This window comes from Saccharothrix obliqua (genome assembly GCF_019375475.1).
Classification (GTDB): Bacteria; Actinomycetota; Actinomycetes; order Mycobacteriales; family Pseudonocardiaceae; genus Actinosynnema; species Actinosynnema obliqua.
Genome location: NZ_JAHXGQ010000016.1, coordinates 39868 through 59974, shown reverse-complemented (window position 1 = coordinate 59974; position 20107 = coordinate 39868). Strand labels below are relative to the sequence as shown.

The 20107-nt window shown below is 73.6% G+C and carries 18 protein-coding genes; 9 read left to right on the top strand and 9 right to left on the bottom strand.

The annotated features are described in order from the left end of the window. The first annotated feature begins 72 nt into the window (after positions 1-72). Both KZQ38_RS33270 and KZQ38_RS33265 read left to right on the top strand, forming a co-directional pair. Positions 73-1317 (top strand): sensor histidine kinase, encoded by a 1245-nt coding sequence (locus KZQ38_RS33270; RefSeq protein ID WP_219447984.1) that lies wholly within the window; start codon positions 73-75, stop codon positions 1315-1317. Beyond that, a complete protein-coding gene (locus tag KZQ38_RS33265) occupies positions 1308-1943 on the top strand; it encodes a response regulator transcription factor (protein WP_219448057.1) in 636 nt (211 codons plus the stop codon). Before KZQ38_RS33270 ends, KZQ38_RS33265 begins: the two co-directional genes overlap by 10 nt. Positions 1944-2048: 105 nt before the next feature. Here KZQ38_RS33265 and KZQ38_RS33260 read toward each other — a convergent pair whose 3' ends face one another. Genes KZQ38_RS33260 through KZQ38_RS33245 form a run of 4 tightly spaced genes read right to left on the bottom strand, consistent with a single transcriptional unit; the run spans position 2049 to position 6476 of the window. Beyond that, entirely contained in the window at positions 2049-2624 is a 576-nt protein-coding gene (locus KZQ38_RS33260; protein WP_219447983.1) for a hypothetical protein, read from the bottom strand. Further along, entirely contained in the window at positions 2621-4240 is a 1620-nt protein-coding gene (locus KZQ38_RS33255; RefSeq protein WP_219447982.1) for a substrate-binding domain-containing protein, read from the bottom strand. Before KZQ38_RS33255 ends, KZQ38_RS33260 begins: the two co-directional genes overlap by 4 nt. After that, entirely contained in the window at positions 4237-5391 is a 1155-nt protein-coding gene (locus KZQ38_RS33250) for a toxic anion resistance protein (protein WP_219447981.1), read from the bottom strand. The genes KZQ38_RS33255 and KZQ38_RS33250 overlap by 4 nt, the downstream gene beginning before the upstream one ends. Continuing rightward, positions 5391-6476 (bottom strand): hypothetical protein, encoded by a 1086-nt coding sequence (locus tag KZQ38_RS33245; RefSeq protein WP_219448056.1) that lies wholly within the window; start codon positions 6474-6476, stop codon positions 5391-5393. Before KZQ38_RS33245 ends, KZQ38_RS33250 begins: the two co-directional genes overlap by 1 nt. A gap of 157 nt (positions 6477-6633) precedes the next feature. Between KZQ38_RS33245 and ligD the strand changes: the two genes are divergently transcribed. From ligD to KZQ38_RS33220, 5 genes are all read left to right on the top strand, one after another. Then, positions 6634-7575, top strand: coding sequence for a non-homologous end-joining DNA ligase (gene ligD / locus KZQ38_RS33240; RefSeq protein WP_219447980.1), 942 nt, complete (start codon positions 6634-6636; stop codon positions 7573-7575). A 23-nt stretch (positions 7576-7598) separates the two neighbouring features. Further along, positions 7599-8510, top strand: a complete 912-nt coding sequence (locus KZQ38_RS33235) for an alpha/beta hydrolase family protein (protein WP_219447979.1) — start codon at positions 7599-7601, stop codon at positions 8508-8510. Positions 8511-8558: 48 nt separating this feature from the next. Continuing rightward, positions 8559-10091 carry a HEAT repeat domain-containing protein gene (locus tag KZQ38_RS33230; protein ID WP_257902839.1) on the top strand — a complete coding sequence of 511 codons (1533 nt, stop codon included), beginning with the start codon at positions 8559-8561 and terminating at the stop codon, positions 10089-10091. A 518-nt stretch (positions 10092-10609) separates the two neighbouring features. Continuing rightward, on the top strand, positions 10610-10819 hold the full coding sequence (locus KZQ38_RS33225; RefSeq protein WP_219447978.1) for a helix-turn-helix domain-containing protein: 210 nt from the start codon (positions 10610-10612) through the stop codon (positions 10817-10819). A 119-nt stretch (positions 10820-10938) separates the two neighbouring features. Beyond that, entirely contained in the window at positions 10939-11208 is a 270-nt protein-coding gene (locus tag KZQ38_RS33220; protein WP_219447977.1) for a hypothetical protein, read from the top strand. 312 nt (positions 11209-11520) lie between these two features. On the opposite strand, the gene KZQ38_RS33215 is transcribed toward KZQ38_RS33220, so the two are convergent. From KZQ38_RS33215 to KZQ38_RS33200, 4 genes are all read right to left on the bottom strand, one after another. Then, positions 11521-13191 (bottom strand): CARDB domain-containing protein, encoded by a 1671-nt coding sequence (locus KZQ38_RS33215; RefSeq protein WP_219447976.1) that lies wholly within the window; start codon positions 13189-13191, stop codon positions 11521-11523. A 600-nt stretch (positions 13192-13791) separates the two neighbouring features. Further along, positions 13792-14304, bottom strand: coding sequence for an RICIN domain-containing protein (locus KZQ38_RS33210; protein ID WP_219447975.1), 513 nt, complete (start codon positions 14302-14304; stop codon positions 13792-13794). 418 nt (positions 14305-14722) lie between these two features. Next, positions 14723-15871 carry an FAD-binding protein gene (locus KZQ38_RS33205; protein ID WP_219447974.1) on the bottom strand — a complete coding sequence of 383 codons (1149 nt, stop codon included), beginning with the start codon at positions 15869-15871 and terminating at the stop codon, positions 14723-14725. Positions 15872-16275: 404 nt separating this feature from the next. Further along, positions 16276-16509 (bottom strand): hypothetical protein, encoded by a 234-nt coding sequence (locus tag KZQ38_RS33200; RefSeq protein WP_219447973.1) that lies wholly within the window; start codon positions 16507-16509, stop codon positions 16276-16278. A gap of 90 nt (positions 16510-16599) precedes the next feature. Between KZQ38_RS33200 and KZQ38_RS33195 the strand changes: the two genes are divergently transcribed. Next, positions 16600-16743: a hypothetical protein gene (locus tag KZQ38_RS33195; protein ID WP_219447972.1), complete on the top strand. Its 144-nt coding sequence runs from the start codon at positions 16600-16602 to the stop codon at positions 16741-16743. Between the two features lie 183 nt (positions 16744-16926). Beyond that, a complete protein-coding gene (locus KZQ38_RS33190) occupies positions 16927-17247 on the top strand; it encodes a hypothetical protein (protein ID WP_219447971.1) in 321 nt (106 codons plus the stop codon). Between the two features lie 69 nt (positions 17248-17316). On the opposite strand, the gene KZQ38_RS33185 is transcribed toward KZQ38_RS33190, so the two are convergent. Beyond that, entirely contained in the window at positions 17317-20076 is a 2760-nt protein-coding gene (locus KZQ38_RS33185; protein ID WP_219447970.1) for an nSTAND1 domain-containing NTPase, read from the bottom strand. Positions 20077-20107: the final 31 nt, after the last annotated feature.

Here is a 20107-nt window from a genome sequence, read left to right as displayed (position 1 = left end):
GGGGCTGGGCATACCCCGGGACTGCACCGGGGCTCACCGACAACGCCCCGCCCGTTGGTTAGCGTTCCCGGCATGATCCGACCGACATTGCCCGCCGCGTTGCGGCGCAAGGACTTCCTGCTCGGGTGGTGGCCGTGGCGGGCACTCGGGTACGTGGCGGGCACGGTGCCGGTCGCGGTGGTCGCCGCCGTGCCGATCTGGCTGCTCGCCGCGCCGGTGGTGCTCGCGTTCGGCGCCGCCACCCTCGGCACCGCGCTGCTGCTGGGCGCGTTCGGGTCGGCGGTGTTGTTCGGGGCCCTGCCGCAGATCGCGCGGCCCCTGGCCCGCCTCGAGCGGCGGCGGTTGCGGCTGGTCGCACCGGACGCCACCACGCACCCGTCACCCGGCGGCTACCGCGACCCCGCCACGTGGCGCGAGGTCGGGTACGCGGTCCTGCTGGTGACGCTCGCCCCCGCCGTGTACGCGCCGGTGGTGCTGCTCGCGGTCGCGCCGTTCCTGCTGCTGGCCGGTCCGGTGCTGGTCGCCACCGTCGACGGCCCGGTGGCGGTGTGGTCCACCGGCGGCGCGACGCTGCCCGAGTCGATCGGGTACGCGGTGGCCGGGCTCGTGCTGCTGCCCGCCGTGCCGTACCTGGTGGCGCTGCTGGCGCACGGCCACGCGGCCGTCGCCAGGGCGCTGCTGGCCGACGATGCCCGACTGGTGGAGGTGACCCGGTCGCGGGCCCGGCTGGTCGACGCGTTCGACGCCGAACGGCGGCGCATCGAGCGGGACCTGCACGACGGGGCGCAGGAGAAGCTGGTCAGCCTCACCCTGCGGCTGGGCGTGGCGCGGCTGGACCTGCCCGCCGACTCGCCCGCGCACCGCGACGTCGTGGACGCCCACGAGCAGGCCAAGGCACTGATGACCGAGCTGCGGGAACTCGTGCGCGGCATCCACCCGAAGGTGCTCACCGACCGGGGCCTGGGCGCCGCGCTGGAGGACCTGGCCGGGCGCTGCGCCGTGCCGGTGACGGTGCGCGCCGACGTCGGCAGGCTGCCCCGGCACGTCGAGTCCACCGCCTACTTCGTGGCCGCCGAGGCGCTGACCAACGCGACCCGGCACGGCACCGCGACGGCGATCACCGTCACCGCCGACGTGGTGGCCGACGCGCTGGTGCTGGAGGTGACCGACGACGGGCGTGGCGGGGCCGTGCCCGGTGACGGGCTGACCGGCCTCGCCGACCGGGTGGCGGTGCTCGACGGCAGGATGGTGTTGTCGAGCCCGGTGGGCGGGCCGACGTCGCTGCGGGTGGAGCTGCCGTGTCACCGATCCGAGTAGTCCTCGCCGAGGACGGGGTGCTGCTGCGCGAGGGGTTGGCCGGGCTGCTGCACCGGTTCGGGCTGCCCGTCGTGGCGGCCGTGGGCGACGCGCCCGCCCTGGTCGAGGCCGTCGCGCGGGAGGAACCGGACCTGGTGGTCACCGACATCCGGATGCCGCCTGGCTTCGGCGACGAGGGGTTGCGCGCGGCGGTCGACCTGCGGCGGACGCGCCCGGGACTGCCGGTGGTGGCGTTGAGCCAGTACGTCGAGCGCGGCTGCGCCGTGGAACTGCTCGACTCCCACGGCGGGGTCGGCGTGGGCTACCTGCTCAAGGACCGGGTGGTCGACGTCGAGGAGTTCGTGGACGTGCTGCGCCGCGTCGCCGCCGGCGGCACCGTCATAGACCCCGAGGTGGTGCGGCAACTGCTCGCCCGCGACCCGCTGGACCGGCTGTCCGCGCGGGAGCGGGAGGTGCTGGCGCTGGTCGCGGAGGGCTGCTCCAACGCCGCCATCGCCCGGCGGCTGGTGGTCAGCGAAGCGGCCGTGGGCAAGCACGTCGGCAACATCCTCGCCAAGCTCGACCTGCCGCCGGACGACGACACCAACCGGCGCGTCCTGGCCGTGCTCGCCCACCTGCGCGGCTAGGGCCGGTCTCGAAACTTTCAGGGAGCCTGCCTGAAAGATAGGCCCCCGCCCGACCACCGTCCTCCCCACGCCCGGCGGGGGGCGGTTCGAGGACAGGTCCTCCGGTCAGTCGTCGTGCCCGCGCAGGTACCGGGTGTGGTCGGCCTGCCGGTGCACGTCGTCCGCGTAGCACCGCTCCGCCAGCCGGTGCGCCTGCCGCTCCAGCAGGCCGAGCTGGGTGACCAGCTCCTCCTCCGCACCCGGTCCGTCACCCGTCTCCCGGGTCGCGAGCCACCGCGGCAGGTCCAGGTAGGTCCGCACGGACAGCGGCAGGTCGGTGCGGGCCAACCGGACCAGCTCGTGCCGCAGGTCCGGGTCGGCGGCCAGCCGGTCGGGTCGCGCCAGCACGTCCCGCAGCAGGTCCGCGACCCGCCGCACGCCGTCCGCCGCGGCCCCCGGCAGCGCGGAGGACCCCGCCACCAGCTCGTCCAGCTCCGCCCGCACCCGGTCGGCCTCGGTCGCGGCGTCGACGGACACCGGCCGCGCCTTCTCCGGCGGCGCGAGCAACGCGCCCGCGGTGTACAGGGCGACCACGACCAGCGGCCACCACGCGCCCACCAGGCCGAGCAGGTGCAGCCCCACGCCGAGCAGCCCGCCGACGCAGCCGGCGAGGTTCCTGGTCGAGCCGAGGTAACGCGTCACTGGTACCCGCGGATCTCCTGGAACACCTCGGCCAGCGGACCTCGGCGCGCGTCGAACACCTTGCCGCCGGTCATCGCGGCGACCTCGGTCAGCTCGGCGCTGCTGCCCTCGCCGAACAGCACGGTGAACACCGGCACCTGCCGCACCGGCGCGGGCACCGAGCCGAACGACGCCCGGAACGCCGCGAAGTCCTTGCCGTTGGCGTTCTCCCCGTCCGTCATCAACACGATCGAGTGAAACCGGTCCGGGTCGGCGGCCACCGCCGGTCCGAGCTGCCGGTACGCGTGGTCGAGGCTGTCGTAGATCGCCGTGCCGCCGTCGGCCTCCAGCCCCTCCGCGAACCGCCTGATCCCGGCGAGCACCGCCTCCGGGTGCTCCTCGGGCACGGTGAACACCTCCGGCGCCCCCGGCGTGGAGCTGAACGGCAGGACGGTGACCTCCTCCCGGTTGCGGAACTGCCGGAACCGGCCGGTGAGCGAGTCGTCCGCGCCGGTCAGGCCCACCAGCGCGGAACGCAGCGACGCGATCCGGTCACCCGCCATCGAGCCGGACACGTCCACCACGTACAGCGTGCGCGAGGGCCGCCGCAGCTTGTTGAAGTACGCCGACAGCAACGCGTCCACCGCCTCCCGCGTCGCCGGGAACGGCAGCTCCACCAGGTCCGCGGGTGCGAACGGCGTGCCGAGGTCGACACCGGGCACGACCGGCCGGCGGTGGGTGGTGTCCGCGATGCGCCGCTGCACCTCCGGCGTGCGCAGGTGGTCGGTCAGCCGCTGGTGGGCCGCACGCGCGGCGTCGCCGGAGCCGGCGAGCAGGGTCAGCGGGTAGTCGGCGGTCACCACGCCGTCGACCGGGTGGATCAGGGTGAGCGGTTCGGGCAGCCCGCCGGCGGCGTTGAGGGACAGCAGCACCGACTCGTAGTTGACCAGCCCGTCGATCTTCGGGCCGGGGTCCTGGCCGGTGGCGCGCCGCTGGTAGGCGTCGGACAGCCAGCCCGACGACCCGGCCGACAACGCCTGCGCGCCGAAGAACGCGGTCAGCTCCGGCGTCACGGCGGCGATCTGGCCCGCGTCCACCGCCCGGCCCGCGCCCGCGAGCGCCGACGCCACGCCGACCAGCGCGGAGAAACCGGAGTTCGACGCGGACGGGTCGGTCATGCCGTAGGTGAACGCCCGCCGGCCCGCCTGCTCGGCGATCTCGCCCCACCCGACCCGCCGGTCCGCCCAGCCCAGCCGCCGCGCGGTCGACTCCGCCAGGCCCAGCACCACCGGCGAGGCCATGACCTTGACCTGGTTGCCCAGCCGCCGCGCCGCCTCCGGCACACCGGCCGGGTAGCGGTTGGAGGAGAACCACACCGCGTCGTACCGGCCGTCCGCGCCACCGGTCGCCAGCGTCTCCACGCCCTCCAGCGTGCCGGTGAAGGTGAACTCCACGGTCACCCCGGTCGCCTTCGCCGCCTCGTCCAGCAGCGGCGCCATGTCGGCGAGTTCGCTGCCCGCCAGCACCCGCAGCACGGCCGGCTCCGGCGGGCGCGCCGGGTCCGCCGGACCTCCGGCGTCGGTGGAGCACCCGGCCAGCAGCGCGGCGGCCAGCGCGAACGCGAGCGCCTTCCTCATCGGTCCCCCTCGGCGGCCGTCACGTCGTGCGAGCGGCGCAGGTGTGCTTCGGCGCGGTGGATCTCCGCGGACAGCGCCTCGACGGTCGCGGACATGCCGCGCACCGCGTCGGCGCGGTAGCCGTCGACGGCGTCCAGCGCCGCGTAGATCCGGTCGAACGAGGACCGGATCGTCGCCGCGGCCACCGCCGGGTCGGCGCTCGCGCGGTGGACCTCGGCGGCCTCCAGGTCCAGCAGGTCGGCGTTGGCGCGGATCAGGCCGTCGGTGGTGGCCCGGAGCGCGGCGACCTCGTCCAGCACGTCGCGGCGGCTCGCCAGCGCGCCGCTGACCAGCACCGCCACCCGCAACGCCGACACGGTGGTGGTCGCCGCCCGCTCCACGCCGCGGATCAGCTCGTCGTTGTTGCGCCGCACCAGGTCCAGCGCCAGGTAGCCCTGCGCGCTGACCGCGAGCTGGGTCAGCAGGTCCTGGTGGCGCTGCCGGATCGGGTACTGGGCGTCGGCGCGCAACGCACGCGCCCGCAGCGGGTCGGCCACGTCGAGCACACCCGCCTGCCGCTCCACGGCCGCGTCCACCGCCTCGGCGAACGCGGCGGCTTCGGCGAGGCCGCCCATGGTCCGCCACAGCCGCTCCCGCTCGCCCTTGATCGCGGCGTTGTCGCGGCGCAGCACGTCCTGCCGGGCACGCAGGTCCACCACCAGCGCGTGCACCGGCTCGTTCGCGGCGCGGTACCGGTCCAGCGCCCGCTTCGCGGCGTTCGCCGCGGGGAACAGGCCCAGCAGCTTGCGCCCGGTCAGCGGCAGCTTCGCCGGGTCCAGCACGGCGACCGTGCGGCGCAGCTCGGCGAGGCTGACCGTGACGTGCTCCCGCGGCGAGGACGCGTCACGCAGCGCGCGGACCGAGCGGTCCAGCAACGCGCCCGCCACCCCCGCAGCCGCGCGCATGTCCGCCTCGCCCACCGCCAGCAGCTCGTCCAACGCGTCGGTGAACCCGGGCGAGCGCACGTCCAGCTCGCCCAGGCGGGCGGCGAACCGCTCGGCGCGACGCCCGATGGCGTCCCGGGTGTCCTGGCTCAACGCGATCAGGCCCGCGGCGCGGTCCGCGGGGACGGCCGCCACCGGCTCCGGCGGGTGCAACGCGAAATCGTCCATCAGTAGCGCTTCCCGACCTCGTCGAGCATCCGCTCCAGCGTCTCGAACGACGGCGGCTCCACCGCGTCCACCAGCTCCGCGGGCGCGGACTCGCCCGCCCGCGCCAGCACGTCGGCGAACACCCGCGGGTCGTTGGTGCGGAAGCCGAAGGACGCGGCGAGCCCGCCCAGCTCGGGGTCGGTGGTCAGCAGCTGCCCGACCCGGTCCCCGTTGCCGGACAACGGGACCAGCGTGTGCTTGGAGTACACGGTCGGCGCGGTGTAGAGCATCCGCATGTCGGGGCGGATCGAGCCGTCGCCCCGCAGCCGGCGGCCCACGTACTGCGACTCGTAGACCAGCGCCAGCGGCGTCTTGCCCATGCCCGCGGCGAGGTAGTCCTCGAACGGGCCCTCGGTGCTGTTCTGCGTGTAACCCTGGTCCAGGAACAACTTCGTGACGGCGGGCAGCACCCGCGCCTCCTGCTCGGGGCCGCTGACCACGGCGTCACCGTTGGCCACGAACGAGGTGATCGCCAGGTACATGGCGGCCGAGTTCGACTCGCGCGGGTCGGTCGTGGTGATCAGGACGTTCTTGCGCGCCGGGTAGGCGGTGTTGCCGGGCAGTTGGTCCCACCGGGTGCCCGCGGCCGTCAGCTCCAGGTACCGGGCGATGTCGAGCACCTGGTACCCGCCCGCGCCCGCGCGCACCACGCCCGCGTCGGCCAGCAGCGCGGCGATCGGCTCGAACGTGGCCACCGCCATCGGCGACTGGAACGGCGTGTGGGCGGTGGTGATCCCGCGGTCGCGCTGGATCCGCTGCGCGGCGGGCGAGGACGACGGGAACGCGAACTCGTACCGGTCGAGGTCGACGGTGGTGGCGATCTGCCGCGACCCGGCGGTGTCGACCTCCACGTCGAGGCCGTGCCGGGCGAACGCGGCCACGACCCGCGGGTCGGTGAAGAACGCCTGCTTCTCCGAGCCGATCACGCCGCGGACCTTCGTCAACCCCTCGCCGGCCGGGGTGTCGCCACCCCGGCCCCACACGACCACCGCCGCGACGGCGAGCACCAACACCACCGCCGAGCCGATGGACACCCGGCGCTTCACACCGCTCACCTGACCTCCGTCACGCGTTCGAGAGCGATCTTGCAGTGGTCCCGCCTCGTTTGACGCGCGAACGGGACAGCACGACGTGAACCCTTGGTGAACGGCGGGCGGCGGGCGGCGACCCGCGCGCGGGCGCGATCCGGGTTAGGTTTCCGGCATGGGCCAGTCGCCTGCGGTGGAGCTGGAGGTCGGCGACCGCGTCGTGCGGATCTCCCACCCGGACCGCGTGTACTTCCCGGCACGCGGCGAGACCAAGCTCGACCTCGCCCGCTACTACCTGTCCGTCGCGGACGGCGTCGTGCGCGCCCTGCGCGACCGGCCCTGCATGATGCACCGGTTCCCGTCCGGGGTGACCGGCGAGAAGGTGCACCAGAAGCGGCTGCCCGCGGGCGCGCCGCCGTGGGTGCGGACCGTGCGGGTGCACTTCCCGCGTTACCACCGGTACGCCGACGAGCTGTGCGTGACCGACATCGCCGACGTCGTGTGGGCGGTGCAGATGTCCACCGTGGAGTTCCACCCGTGGAACTCGCGTGCCGCCGACACCGAGCGGCCCGACGAGTGGCGCATCGACCTCGACCCCATGCCGGACTGCCCGTTCTCCCGGGTGCGGCGGGTCGCCGGCGTGGTGCGCGAGGTGCTGGCCGAGCTGGGCGCGGTCGGGTGGCCGAAGACCTCCGGCGGGCGCGGCCTGCACGTGTACGTGCGGATCAAGCCGGAGTGGGGGTTCGCGGACGTGCGGCGGGCGGCGCTGGCGTTCGCGCGGGAGGTGGAGCGGCGTGCGCCGGACGACGTGACCACGACGTGGTGGCGGCGCGACCGCGACCCGGCCAAGCTGTTCCTGGACTACAACCAGAACACGCGTGACCACACGATCGCCGCGGCCTACTCGGTGCGGGGCGTGCCGGAGGCCACCGTGTCCGCGCCCGTGCGGTGGGACGAGATCCCGGACGTCGACCCGCGTGACCTGACCATCGCCACGGTGCCCGTGCGGTTCTCCGAACTGGGCGACCTGCACGCCGGTATCGACGACGCGGTGTTCTCCCTGGAACCGTTGCTGGCGTGGGCGGACCGGAACGGCGTGGAGCCGCCCGAGGACTGAGTGGCCCTGCCAGACTGGCCGGCATGGGCGAGGAGATCACGTTCAGCAACGGGTCGGTGGTCCTCGCGGGCACCCTCACCGTGCCGGGCGGCGGGCCCGCGCCGGGTGTCGTCACGGTGAGCGGGCCGGGTTCGGCGGACCGGCACAACGACACGCACTTCCCGGCGCTGCACCGGCACCTGGTGGACGCCGGGTTCGCCGTGCTGTCCTACGACAAGCGCGGTGTCGGCGGTTCCTCCGGCGACTGGCGGGACACCACGATCGACGGCCTGGCGGGCGACGCGTCCGCCGCCCTGGACTTCCTGCGGTCCCGACCCGGGGTGCGGGCCGAGGCGTCGGGGCTGCTCGGCCACAGCGAGGGCGGCTGGGTGGTGCTGCGTGCCGCGACCGGTCGCGACGACGTGCCGTGGGTGGTCACCAGCGGCTGCCCCGGCGTGCGCCCGGCCGTCCAGGACCGGCACGCCCTGGCCACGTCGCTGCGTGGCGGCGAACCGGCGGCCGTCGCCGCCACCCTGGCCGCCTACGACCGCGTGGTGGAGGTCGGCCGCCGCGACCTCGACCTGGCCTCGGCGACCCGCGTGCTGCGGGCCACGCCCATGCCGGCGATCTTCGACGACTACTGGGAGGGCGTGGACGAGCGGCTGTGGACGTTCACCAAGCGCAAGCAGGACCACGACCCGGTGCCCGACCTGCTGGGCCTGCGCTGCCCGCTGCTGGCGGTCTTCGGCGGGGCCGACCCGCTGGTGCCGGTCGCCGACAGCGTCCGCGCCTACACCGCCGCCGCGTGCCACCCCGACCGGCACCACGCGGCGTCGCTGATGGTGCACGTGTTCCCGCACGCCGACCACCGCGTCCGGGTGGACGACGGCACCCGCCTCGCGCCCGGCTACCCCGAGGCCCTGACCCGGTGGCTGCGTGCCCACACCGACCGGTGATCCCGGGTCCGTACGCTCTACGCCGGTCCACAGCGGAGGGAAGTCCCGATGGCGTCGCTCGGTGAGCACCTGCTGCGGCGGTTGCGCCGCCGACCCGCGCCGCCGCCGACCTCGCGGGACCACCGCCCGCCGGTCGTGCCCGCCGTCGACGACCTGGTCGCCGCGTTGCGCGCCGGCCGGCTCCACGCGTTCGCCATGCTCCTGCTGTCCACCGCGCGGTCGGGCGACGCGGAGCTGGTCGGGTCGGCCGAGCGGCTGCTGACCGGCGCCGGGCCGCGGGTGTGGCGTGCGCTGGACGCCGCCACCCGCAGCCACTGGGGCAGCACGCCGCGCTGGACGCGGGAGACCGTCGAGCTGCTGGCCCAGGGTCCGCCGGCGCGGCTGGCCCTGGTGCTGGCCGGGTGCCACCCGGACGGCCACGTGCGGGAGGCCGCGGTGGCGCGGGTGGGCGAGCTGCCGGACGCGTTGTTCGCGCCGGTGCTCGCGCTGCGCGCGGCGGACTGGGTGCCGCAGGTCCGCGACCGGGCCCGGCTGGCGTGCCGACACCGGTTGGCCGCGCCCGCGGCGCTGCCCGAGCTGGGGCGGGTCGCGTTCACGCTGGAGGAGCGCGAGGGCGGCCGGTGGCTCGCCGACGAGCTGCGTGCGCTGCTGCGGGACGGGCCGCGCGAGTTCCTGCTCGCCGGGCTGACCGCGCCCGACCACCGCACGCGCCGGATCGCCCACCAGGCGGGCCGGGAGACGGGGCGGCTGGGTCCGCGCCGGCTGCTGGAGGCCGCGTTGCGCGATCCCGACCTGCCGACCCGCGTGGCGTGCGCGGACGAGGTCATCCGCCGGGCCCGCGACGCGGGCGACCTCGGCCCGGTGCGCCGCCTGCGTGCCTCCCGCACCGCCGCCATCCGCGCCGCCGCCGTGCACACGCTCGCGCTCGCCGGCGACCGCGAGCCGAGCGCCCTGCTGGACCGCAGCCCCCTGGTCCGGGCCACCGCGCAGGCCGCCGAGCGCCGGGCGGGCACCGACCCGGCCACCCGGTACCGCGCCGCCCTCGCCGATCGGCCCACCGCGGTGGCCGGCCTGGGCGAGACCGGAACCGCCGCCGACCGCGCCCTGCTGCGGCCCCTGCTGGCCGACCCCACCGCCCGCGTGCGGTTCGAGGCCGTGCGGGCGCTGCGCAGGCTGGGCGACGAGTCCGACCTGGCTTACCTGCTCACCGACCCGTCCCCCGCCGTGGTCCGCCAGGTCGTGACCCACCAACGCCCCCGCGCCGCCACGCTGGACGAGTCCCTGCTGCGCGACCTGCTCGCCCCGACCCACCCCGCCCACGTGCGCCGGGCCGCCGTCCTCCTGCTCCGCGAGCACGACCCGTGGTGCCGCCTGGCGCACGACCTGCGCCTGGTCGACGACCAGGACGTCGAACTACGCGGCCACGCCCGGACCGACATCGGGTCCTGGCTCTCCACCGCCGCGACGACCTACTCCCAGCCGAACCCGGCGAGACGCGCCGAACTGCTGGACCTGCTGACCCGGGCGGCCCCCGTCCTGGACCCGCGCACCACCACCGCGCTCCGCTTCCACATCGGCTGACCACCCCCAGCGGATGCCGCGGCATTCCCGCCTACAACGACGTCACCGGCGAGCGACTCGACGCGGTCGCCGCCTACCGCCGGGATGTACCACGCGGCTCTGCGCACCGCGCCCCGCTTGCTCGCGGCCACGTGGCCTGCCGACTCACCCGCCTGGCCACCGCCACGGCCCGGCGCTCCTGGCCCGACTCTGTTCGTCATGGCCGGGCGGGGGTGAACTCGACGCACGTGCGCGAGTTCAGCGCAGGCGCTCCCACCCGTCGGCTCCCGCCTCCACTCGCGGCTCGATCTCCCGGTCAGCCCCATAGGTGCGACGGCCTCGGACAGCCGGCCGACCCCGGCACTGGACAGAGCCGGATCGCTTGAGGCGGTCGCTGCTGGTCACCGGCGGCAGACAGGACCCCGTTTGGCGTACACATATAGCGACCGCTCGTTCACATTCGGTAGCCTGAACGGCGGTCGAGGGCAGGTGGTGCGAGGAAGACACCTGCCCACGCTGACAAGAGACAGGTGACGTTGATGACTGCTGAAGGACGCCCTCGCGGTGAGGTGGTCTTTCTGACCGTGCCCGAGGTCGCGGCGGTGATGCGGGTGAGCAAGATGACGGTCTACCGACTGGTCCACTCCGGCCACCTGCCGGCGATCAGGGTCGGCCGGTCCTTCCGGGTGCCTGAACAGGCAGTCCACGACTACCTCCGGGAAAGCTTCGTGGGAGTGGAATCGGCATAAGGTCCCTCGTTGCGACGGGCGGGAGGGGTCCTCGCATGTCTCCGCGTGGCGGAAGGCCCACCCCACCCGGCCCCGGCTGTGGTGTCAGCATCAAGACAAGTGAGGAAGGCTGATCTCTGATGACGGTGACCGCGAACACCGACGTGCGGGCCGGCGCTGTGGAAGTGGAGGTCGAGCCGGCCACTCTGGTGACCATCTCCGGCCCGAACACCGCCGCGGTGTTCGCCTCGGCCGCCCGTTGGCTCAGCGAGCGTGGCGACACCGCCACGTTGCTCGGCACGGAGTACGAACTACTGGACACCGACGAGGACGGCGACGGCAAGCTCGACGCCGTGCTCCGGCTGACCGTCGCGCTCACCCGGGTGGCCATCCAGCCACAGCCCGCCTGACCACCCTCGTACCCGACCGGAGGTGATCGTCGGCGCGCAGGCGGACGAGCAGTCCGCGCGCCCGACGATGAGTGTCGCCCACGTGGCCGGTGCGCACGATCCGTGACGTCACCGGGTCGCAGACCCCAGTACCTGTGGCGGCGTTGGTCGACGTCCGCGCTTCGCCGGTGACGACCGGGTGTCCGGGCACGGCTCGGCGAGAGGGTGTGCGGCCTGTCCGGCGACGGTGGTGGTCCCGGGCGCGGGCCAGCGGAGGTTGGTGCGGGTCCGCCCCCGGCGTGGCCAGGGGCGGGGTGTGCGGATGGGGTGGGGTCAGCAGCCGGTGGTGGTGTCGCCGGTGTCGACGGTGCAGGTGTCGGTGCCCAGGCCGCCGTGGGCGGTGTCGCCGCCGACGCCGTCCTGGACGTCGACGCTGTCGTTGCCCAGACCGCCGGAGAGGGTGTCGGTGCCGTCGTGGTCGATGAGGGTGTCGTTGCCGTTCTGGCCGTCGAGGGTGTCGTTGCCGGGTCCGCCGTAGATCGTGTCCGCGCCGTTGTCGAACAGGCCCAGCAGGTCCTCGCCGTAGCTGGAATCGTCACCGGGACCGGCGTAGATGATGTCGTTGCCGTTGCGGCCGTTGATCAGGTCGTTGCCGCCCAGCGCGCAGATCACGTCCGCGCCGTTGGTGCCGGTGATCGTGTCGTTGCCGTTGGTGCCCACGATCGTGCATCCCAGCGCGTTGTTCACCGTGGTCGACTCCGCGTCGGTGTTGTTCCCGGCGTCGGGGTCGTCCTCGGTGGCGGTCACCGCGGAGGTCGCGGTGACGGTGCCGGTCGCGGCGGGGGTCACGGTGATCGTCACCGTGGCCGAAGCGGAGGCCGCGAGCGAACCGAGCGAGCAGTTCACGGTCGGCGCGGAGACCGTGCAGGAGCCCTGCGAGGACGTGGCGGTGATGCTGCTGCCCGTGGCACCGGACAGGGTGGTGGTGGCGGTGACGCCGGTCGCGGCGGCGGGTCCGGCGTTGGCCACGGTCACGGTGTAGGTGTACGGGTCGCCGCCCAGCGCGACCGGGTCGGCCGAATCGGCCACCGACACCGACACGTCCGCACCCGCGGGCGGGTCCGCCGCCCAATCCAGGTTGTTGATGAACTGGTTGAACAGGTGGGTCCGGTCGGTGCCGTCGGGGTCCATCAGCGCCAGTCCGGTGCCGTCGCCGAAGGCGATCCTGGTGCCGTCGGGGGACCAGACCGGCACGCCGTCCCTGGTGTTGGCACCGGAGATGCTGGTCAGGCCGGTGCCGTCGGCGTTGATCGTGTAGATCCTGTTGATGAACGACTCCCCGTCCTCGGTGGACGCGCCGAAGACGAGCTTGGTGCTGTCGGGGGACCAGTCCGGCATGCCGTAGAAGGTGCCCGACGGCGAGTCGGCCAGCAGCGCCTGCCCGGTGCCGTCGGGGTTGATGGTGTAGAGGTCGCCACCGGACGCGTAGACGATCTTGGCGCCGCTCGGGGACCACGACGCGTTCACGCCGCCGACCCCCAGGGAGGTCGGGTTCGTGCCGTCGGGGTTGATCAGCGTCAGCGTCCCGCCGGGGCTGTAGACGAGTCGGTCGCCGGCGGGCGACCAGGCCAGCGAGGAGGAGAAGGCGCCGGCACCGGTGGTGATCCGGGTCTGCCCGGTGCCGTCCGGGTTCATCGTGTGGACCTGGTTGCCGAAGTCGGCGCTGCCCCGCAGGTAGGCGACCTTGGTGCCGGTGGCGTTGACCCGCGGGCTCTTGGGGCCGAAGTCGGAGGTGGTCAGCGGGGTCAGGCCGGTGCCGTCCGGGTTGACCGAGTGGATCTGGTCGTTGTTGTCGAAGTAGATCTCGGCGTTGTCGCCGGGGAACGCGGCCTGGGCCGGGGCGGTGCCGGCCACCGCGAGGGCCAGTGCCAGGGACGCGGCGTAGCCGAGGGTCGCTAAGCGCCGCCCGGATGTGGTGTGAGGTCTGTCTGCCGTGGTGAACATGCGGTAACCTCGGTTTCGACGGGGCGTGCGGCACCGCGGTGCTCCACCGTCGCCGTGCCACCCGCCGTTGCGGATCGCGTCCCCCGTGCCCGGATCGAGGGTGAGGCCGGATCGGGAACGAGGGACGCCTGCTGCCCCGGTCGGGCTCCGGCACCGGGCCGGTTACCGACCGGTCATCCATGCTTTGCCCTGAACGGGCGCGGCGACAGAGGCCGAAAGACCCACGACGCGCAGGCCGGAAGCCTCTTTCTCACCTCCGGTAGAGGGCTGCGTAACAGGACCGATCAGTCCAACGACATCCATCGCCCGGCACCGCGCATTCAACGCCTCGGCCGGTCTCGGCCACCCGAGCAGCGCTCGTAAGCGGAAGTCGTCGGAGAAGCACTCTTCCCGTCGACACGATTGGCCAGTGCAACACCTACCGCGTTCCGATTCACGGAATGCCGCGCCCACGATCACCCGATCGACCTGTTGTGACCGCAAAATGCGGCCTCCGCGACTGGCAACTCCCTAAGCGTCCGATTCCATGCGCGGGTCGGGCGGGATCGCCGAACGCCTGCGTGGCGCGCTGGTCGACGATCCCGCCCGCGAGGATCGCTACTACGCCTCCCACACCACCAGCCACACGTCGTTGGTCGCGCCGCCCTGGCTACAGGTGTACTGGATCAGGTTGCGCCCCTGGGCGACGCCGCCTTCGACGTTCAGGCACTTGCCGCTGTTCTTGTTGACCACCTGGTAGCCGATCGCTTTGGGCACCAGCTTCCACAGTTCGTTCGGGGAGCCCCCGCAGTCGTACTGGATGATCTGGGCACCGTCGGCGGTGGAGGCGTACTGCACGTTCAGGCATCTCCCGCTGTTGATCGACCTGAACCGGTAGAAGCCGTCCAGGCTCGCGTCCGGCTCCCACCGCGCGTTGTTCCCGCCGTCCCAGCCCCACAGCACCAGCGGCGCGCCGTTGTTGGTCGCCGAGTTCGCGACGTTGGCGACCAGCCCCGGGTTGGCGGCCAGCCGCAGGCTGGCCTGCCGGGTGTCCACACCCCGCGTGGACACGTCCGGGGACGCGCTCGCGACGGCCAGACCGGACAACCCGGCCACCAGTGCCACGCCGGACATGGCGGCGCCGAACCGTCGAACCCACCCGTTTGCCGATTTCATGACAAGGCCCCTCTCTCGCTGATTGCTCTTTACGGCTACCCGAACTGAACCGAACGGCTCAGATACTGCCGCAAATGGCTCTGCGGTCGCATCGGCTGAATGGGCGGGCGGTGTCGGCCAAAGGTGGGTGCGCGAGCAGTGAGGAGACAGAATTCCATTGGTTTGCGAATATCCTGTCATCGCAGGCGATCAACCGAACAAACTGTCCACTGCCGTGGTGATTCCGTGTCGGTCCGCCAACGGGGCGGCCGGAAACGATTTTTGCGGACTGTTCGGCCGCCGGGCGACCGGCCCGCGACCCGGTCATCTGCGCCGGCGGATACCGCGACGTCCGGGCGTTCCCGCCGGGGGCAGCGCTCGCCGCAGGCCAGGCGCATCAGGTCGTCCTGGCCGACAGCCCGCCGCCCGGGATGTTGCCCAGGTAGACGGCACCGCCGGCGGCGACCGCACTGTGCTGGAGTTGCTGGTTGTCTTCCAGCATCTCGTGGAGGGCGCGCGGGTTGTCGGGTGGCGCGGTTGTGAGGACTGCGAACAGGAAGGCCGTGGTCGCGGTGGGAAGGTGCAGTCGTGGCGTGGTGACCTGAGCGCGGGGGAACGGGTAAAGCAGGATCACGCCGGTGTCGCCGATGTCGTCCGGTCGGAGTCGGTTGAGGGCTTGGGACACGACGTCCGCGGTGGCGTGGGCCGGGAGCAGCACGTTGGTCCACGGGTGTGGGTGCTGCCACGGGCCCAGGGTGCGCAGCAGGGCGACGTCGTCGGCCATGCGGTCGAGGAAGTCGGCGTAGGGGATCGTGGTGATCTCCTCGGCGTGGTGGCGCAGGCCGTGGAGCACCGCCGGGTCCGGCTGCGTGTCGGTGGCGTAGCGCGTGCCGTCGAGGCAGTACGTCCAGCGGTCGCCGTCGGGTTTGGCCTGGCCTTCGAGGTGGTCGAACCGTTTCTCGGCCATCACCAGGAGTTGGTCGGCAACCAGGTCCGCGAGCGAGTCGTAGCGCAGCCGGTAGGTCACGGCATGGGGCCGGGCCGGGGCCAGGCGCAACGTGGCGCGCAGGATGGTGCCCGCCCGCCCGCGGCCGGCACGGACCGCGTCGAACAGAGCCGTGGCGGGCGAGCAGGTCACATGACGTCCGTCGGGTGTCACGACGTCCAGTTCCAGGACATTGTCGGTCTGCGCTCCGTGGCGGTGGGTGGCGCCGCCGAGCCCGCCGACCGACAACGTGCCACCGACCGACAGGTCCAGGTAGTCGGTCAACACCGGCGGCGTCCTGCCGACCGCCAGCGACGCGGACACCACCTCACTCCACCGCGTGCCCGCCCCGACCACGACGCGATCGTCCTCGATCCCGTACACCCCGGCGAGACCGGTCACGTCCAGGACGATGCCGCCACGGACCTGAGCCTGCCCACCGGTGGAATGACCCTCCGCTCTCGGCACCACGGGAATCCCGTGGCGAACGGCGAACCGGTGCACCGCCACCACATCCCCGGCCGAACGGACACGAGCTACGGCCCTCGGCCGATCGTGCACCACCCCACCGAAATCACCAGCCGCCCAGTCCAGGTCGACCTCCGACGTCGCCCAGCAACCCTCCAGCGCGGGAAGCGGGCCTGAGCCGCAGAGAGAACGGAGAACAGCGGGCACGGGCTGCACCGGTTCCGACACCAGATTCCCCTTTCCGGTCAGCCCGCTCGCCTGGGCGACGGAACCTCGTGGAACTCCGTCGGCACCAATGGGGCCCCGGCGGCGTTCCGCCAGGCTGCCACACGCTCTCACCAGGCACTGTCGAAAACGTTCTCCACGCCACCTCCGATCACGCCCGCTTGAGGAATCACCCCAACCGGCGAGACACGCCGACCCGATGGCCCGGGCGACCCCTGTCCATACCCCCACACCACCACCGCGCTCGCTTCCACGTCGGCTGACCACCCCGGTCAGCCGACGTCCGGGCGGACGTGGCTCGCGAAGCGGAAGTCGCGGGGCGGCACGCCCGTCTCGCGCCGGAAGACGCGGCTGAAGTCGGCGGGTCGCGGGAAGCCCCGGCGCGCGGCGATGGCGGCGATGCCCAGATGGTGCAGGTCGGGGTCGGCCAACGTGAGCATGAATTGGGTCGGCAGGCGACCGATGCCGCTGGTGGCCGGGAACGGCGCCGCGATCAGCCGGGCCACCCGCGCCTCGGGCAGCGGACGAGACCCACCTGGTACAGCTCCGGGTCCGATCGCCGAATCAACCCGTGCGTCCGCAGCGAGGAAAGCGACGTGTACGACATCGCGGTGATCTGGGCGATTCCCAATGACATGGCGTCGATTCGCGCGGTGAACGCGGAAGGTTCGGCGATGTGGAATTCCGTCGGCACCAATGCGTCCCCGGCAGCGTGCCGCCAGGCTTCCACACGCTCGTGACCAGGTACGTCAGCACTGTCGAAAACGTTTCTCACAACCCCTCCGATCGCGCCACGGCCTCCTGGGGAGCGGCTGGCCGACACCCGACGACAATAGGCGCTCAATGCGCAGAACAGTGCGCCCGTTGTTAAGGACACGCTCGTCGGCGCACCGGAGGATCGGTCTCGGAAAGGGGGACTCACCATGTCCGTCAAGCTGACCACGAAACTCGCCTCGGGCGCGGTCGCCGCAGTCGCCGCGCTGACGCTGCCGATCGCCGCGGGTACGGCCACCGCGACCGGCGCAGCCGCTCCCGGCACGTCATCCGCCGCGGCGTGCGAGACCTGGCACGACGAGAACACCTTCGGCGCTGCTTGCGGTGGCAGCCACAAGTACCGCGCGAAGGCGCTCTGTCGGAACGGGCGCATCGTCTACGGCCCGTGGAAGAACAACTGGAAGAAGTCCTACGCCTACTGCACGAGCGTCAACTCGTCACTGCGCCTCGGAACCATCGAGTACGCCTGACCGAGCACGGGGCGCACCGGGCGGATCGGTCCGGTGCGCCCCCACGCGTCGCCGGTCGTGGCCACCGCGTCAGCACGGCTGCTGGTAGGGCACGTCGGGCAGGTACCGCGCCCACACCTCCGGCGTCAGCGGCGGCCCGTCGGCGGCGCAGATGACCGCCGCCGCACGCGCCGGGTCGAGCTGCCAGCGGACGGCGTGGACGTGGTCACCCCCGCCGACGGCGACCACGCTCAGGTCGTCCGGCGCGAACCCGAGTTCGGTCACCGCCGCGCCGCTGTGCGGCACCACGGCCCGGCGGTGCAGTTCCCGCGAGTCCGGCAGCTCCCACAGCACCAGGTCACCGGTCGTGCCCGCGGTGACCGCCGCCTTCCGGTCACCGCTCACCGCCACCGCCGCCACCCCACCGCGGTGCACCGGCAGCAACCCCAGGACGCGCGGCGCGGCGACGTCGGTGAGGTCCCACAACGTCACACCGCCGTTGAGGTCGCCGGTCAGCAGCCGCCCGTCGCCGACGAACGCCGCCGAGCTGAACGGCGCGCCGAACGACGCGACCCGCCCCAGCAGCCGGGGCGACGCCGACGAGGAGATGTCCCAGACCTCCAGGTCCTCGTCGTACGGCGCGCCCGGCGCCATCCGCAGGTTCAGGGTCACCAGCAGCTTCCCGTCCGGGCTGAGCGCGAGCACGGTGCTGACGTCGGGCAACGCACCCCGCGGCCGGGGGTGGGCGGGGTCGGAGATGTCCAGCAGCCGGGCGACGCCGGCGGTGTCCACGGCGATCAGCAGGTCGCCGTCCGGGGTCGTCCACGCCGCGCTGAACGGGCCGTCGACGGTGCTCAACGCCCGCACGCGGGACGGGTCGCCGATATCGGTGAGCCGCAGGCGTTGTTCGGCGTCGTGCGTGATCAGGAGTCGCCGGTCGGCGCTGAAGTGGGCGGGCAGCCGACCGCCCGGCACGGTGGCGGCGGGTGTGGCGCGCCCGTCCGCCAGGACCCGGATGCTCGTGGTGTCGGTGGCCGGCTCGGACACCGCGGCCAGGCCGCCGCCCCGCGCCAGCACCGGTCTCGACCGCGTCTCCCCACCCAGCGGCACCCGGTCGACCAGGCCGGACGCGACGACCAGGCGGTCCGCGGTCGCGTCGGACGGGTTCAGCCGGTGCGCCGCCAGCAGCAGCCGCGCGGCCGGCGCCGGGTCGGTGGCGGTCAACGCGTCGGCCGCCGTGGTGACGTCCAACGCCATCGAGGCGCGGTGCCGGGGCGGGACGGTGGTCCGGGCCGCGTAGATGACGGCGGACGCCGTCACCACGAGCAGCCCCGCCACCAACGCCACCAGGGCACGCACGAGGCGGGCGCGGCGGCGTTGCCCGCGTCGGGCGACCAGGCACGCGTCCAGGAACTCGCGTTCCGCGTGGTTGACGTCGCGGGCGCGGCCCGACCACTCCACCGCGGCGGCCAGCGGCGTGCCCCGCAGCAGCAGGTCCGGGTCGCGGTCGTGCTGCCGCCACGCGGCGGCGGCGAGGGTGAGGGAGCGGTGCAGCCGCTGACCCTCGCGGTCCTCCGCGAGCCAGTCGCGTAATCGGGGCCAGGCCCCGATCAACGCCTCGTGGCTGATCTCCACGTGCTCGTCGGACAACACCACCAGGCGCGCGGCGGCCAACTCGGCCAGGACGGTCTCCGCGCCGGCCAGCTCGGCACGCTCGACCCGCCGCGCGGTGTCCTGGTCGCCGAGCGCGACCAGCCGCAGCAGCAGACCCCGGACCGCGGCCCGCCCCGGCCCGTCCAACGCGCCGTACACGGACTCGGCGGACTTGGCGAGCGCGCCGTCGATCCCGCCGGTCCGCCGGAAACCGGTCAGGGTGAGCGTGTTGCCGCGACGCCTGCGCCACGTCTCCAGCAACGCGTGCGACAGCAGCGGCAGCACACCGACCTTCCCGTGCGCTTCGGCGACCAACGTCGTCACCAGGGCCGCTTCGACGGCGCACCCGGCACGGCGGGCCGGGTGCACGATCGCCGCGTACAGCTGCTCGGCCGTCATGGGCCCGACGTTGACCTGGGCGTCGCACAACGCCTCCGCCAGCTCGGGTTCCAGCAGGCAGTGCTGGTAGAAGTCGGCACGCACGCCCACCACCACCCGGCACCGGCCGCGGGCGGCGCTCAGCAGCGCGTGGACGAACGCCGACCGGGTCGCCGGGTCCGGGCACAGCGTGAACAGCTCCTCGAACTGGTCGACCACCAGCACGACGTCCTCGTCGGAACCGGCGGGCGCCACCCGGCCCGCCGCCAGCGCGGCACGCACGTCGTCCGGTCGCGTGCCGAGCACCCGCGCCAGCCGGGCCACGCACTCCCCCATCGGGTCGACGCCCGGCGTGAACACCACAGGCACCCCGCCCGCCGCCGTCACCCGCGGCACGAGGCCCGCGCGCAGCAGTGACGACTTCCCCGTGCCCGACGGGCCGAACACCGCCACGAACGGCCGCGCGCCCACCTTGGCGTGCAACTCGTCGACCAACGCGTCCCGCCCGCAGAACCACTCCGCGTCGGCGGCCTGGAACGCGGCCAGTCCCGGGTACGGCGCGCGCTCACCCTCCTCGGCGGTCGGCGGGCCCGCCGCCAGTTCGGCGCTCACCGCGCGCCACCGGCGTTCCCACTCGGCCACGTCCCCGCCGCACGCACCGACGTAGGCCAGAGTCACCGGCAGGCTCGGCAACCGCCGACCACCGGCGGCGTCGGCCAGCGTGGAGGGCGAGTAGTGCGCCGCGCGGGCGAGCGCCCGGTAGGGCGGCGCCCCCGCCCCGGCCCGCAACCGCCGCAACTCGGCGGCGAATTCGGTCAAGGGCGATCCATCGGGTTGCAGCGGTGTCTCC

Excerpts from the sequence above, each read along its gene's own strand:
- KZQ38_RS33270 (WP_219447984.1), top strand. The coding sequence starts at position 73 with ATGATCCGACCGACATTGCCCGCCGCGTTGCGGCGCAAGGACTTCCTG.
- KZQ38_RS33255 (WP_219447982.1), bottom strand. The coding sequence starts at position 4,240 with ATGAGGAAGGCGCTCGCGTTCGCGCTGGCCGCCGCGCTGCTGGCCGGG.
- KZQ38_RS33250 (WP_219447981.1), bottom strand. The coding sequence starts at position 5,391 with ATGGACGATTTCGCGTTGCACCCGCCGGAGCCGGTGGCGGCCGTCCCC.
- ligD (WP_219447980.1), top strand. The coding sequence starts at position 6,634 with ATGGGCCAGTCGCCTGCGGTGGAGCTGGAGGTCGGCGACCGCGTCGTG.
- KZQ38_RS33235 (WP_219447979.1), top strand. The coding sequence starts at position 7,599 with ATGGGCGAGGAGATCACGTTCAGCAACGGGTCGGTGGTCCTCGCGGGC.
- KZQ38_RS33230 (WP_257902839.1), top strand. The coding sequence starts at position 8,559 with ATGGCGTCGCTCGGTGAGCACCTGCTGCGGCGGTTGCGCCGCCGACCC.
- KZQ38_RS33225 (WP_219447978.1), top strand. The coding sequence starts at position 10,610 with ATGACTGCTGAAGGACGCCCTCGCGGTGAGGTGGTCTTTCTGACCGTG.
- KZQ38_RS33220 (WP_219447977.1), top strand. The coding sequence starts at position 10,939 with ATGACGGTGACCGCGAACACCGACGTGCGGGCCGGCGCTGTGGAAGTG.
- KZQ38_RS33215 (WP_219447976.1), bottom strand. The coding sequence starts at position 13,191 with ATGTTCACCACGGCAGACAGACCTCACACCACATCCGGGCGGCGCTTA.
- KZQ38_RS33210 (WP_219447975.1), bottom strand. The coding sequence starts at position 14,304 with ATGTCCGGCGTGGCACTGGTGGCCGGGTTGTCCGGTCTGGCCGTCGCG.
- KZQ38_RS33190 (WP_219447971.1), top strand. The coding sequence starts at position 16,927 with ATGTCCGTCAAGCTGACCACGAAACTCGCCTCGGGCGCGGTCGCCGCA.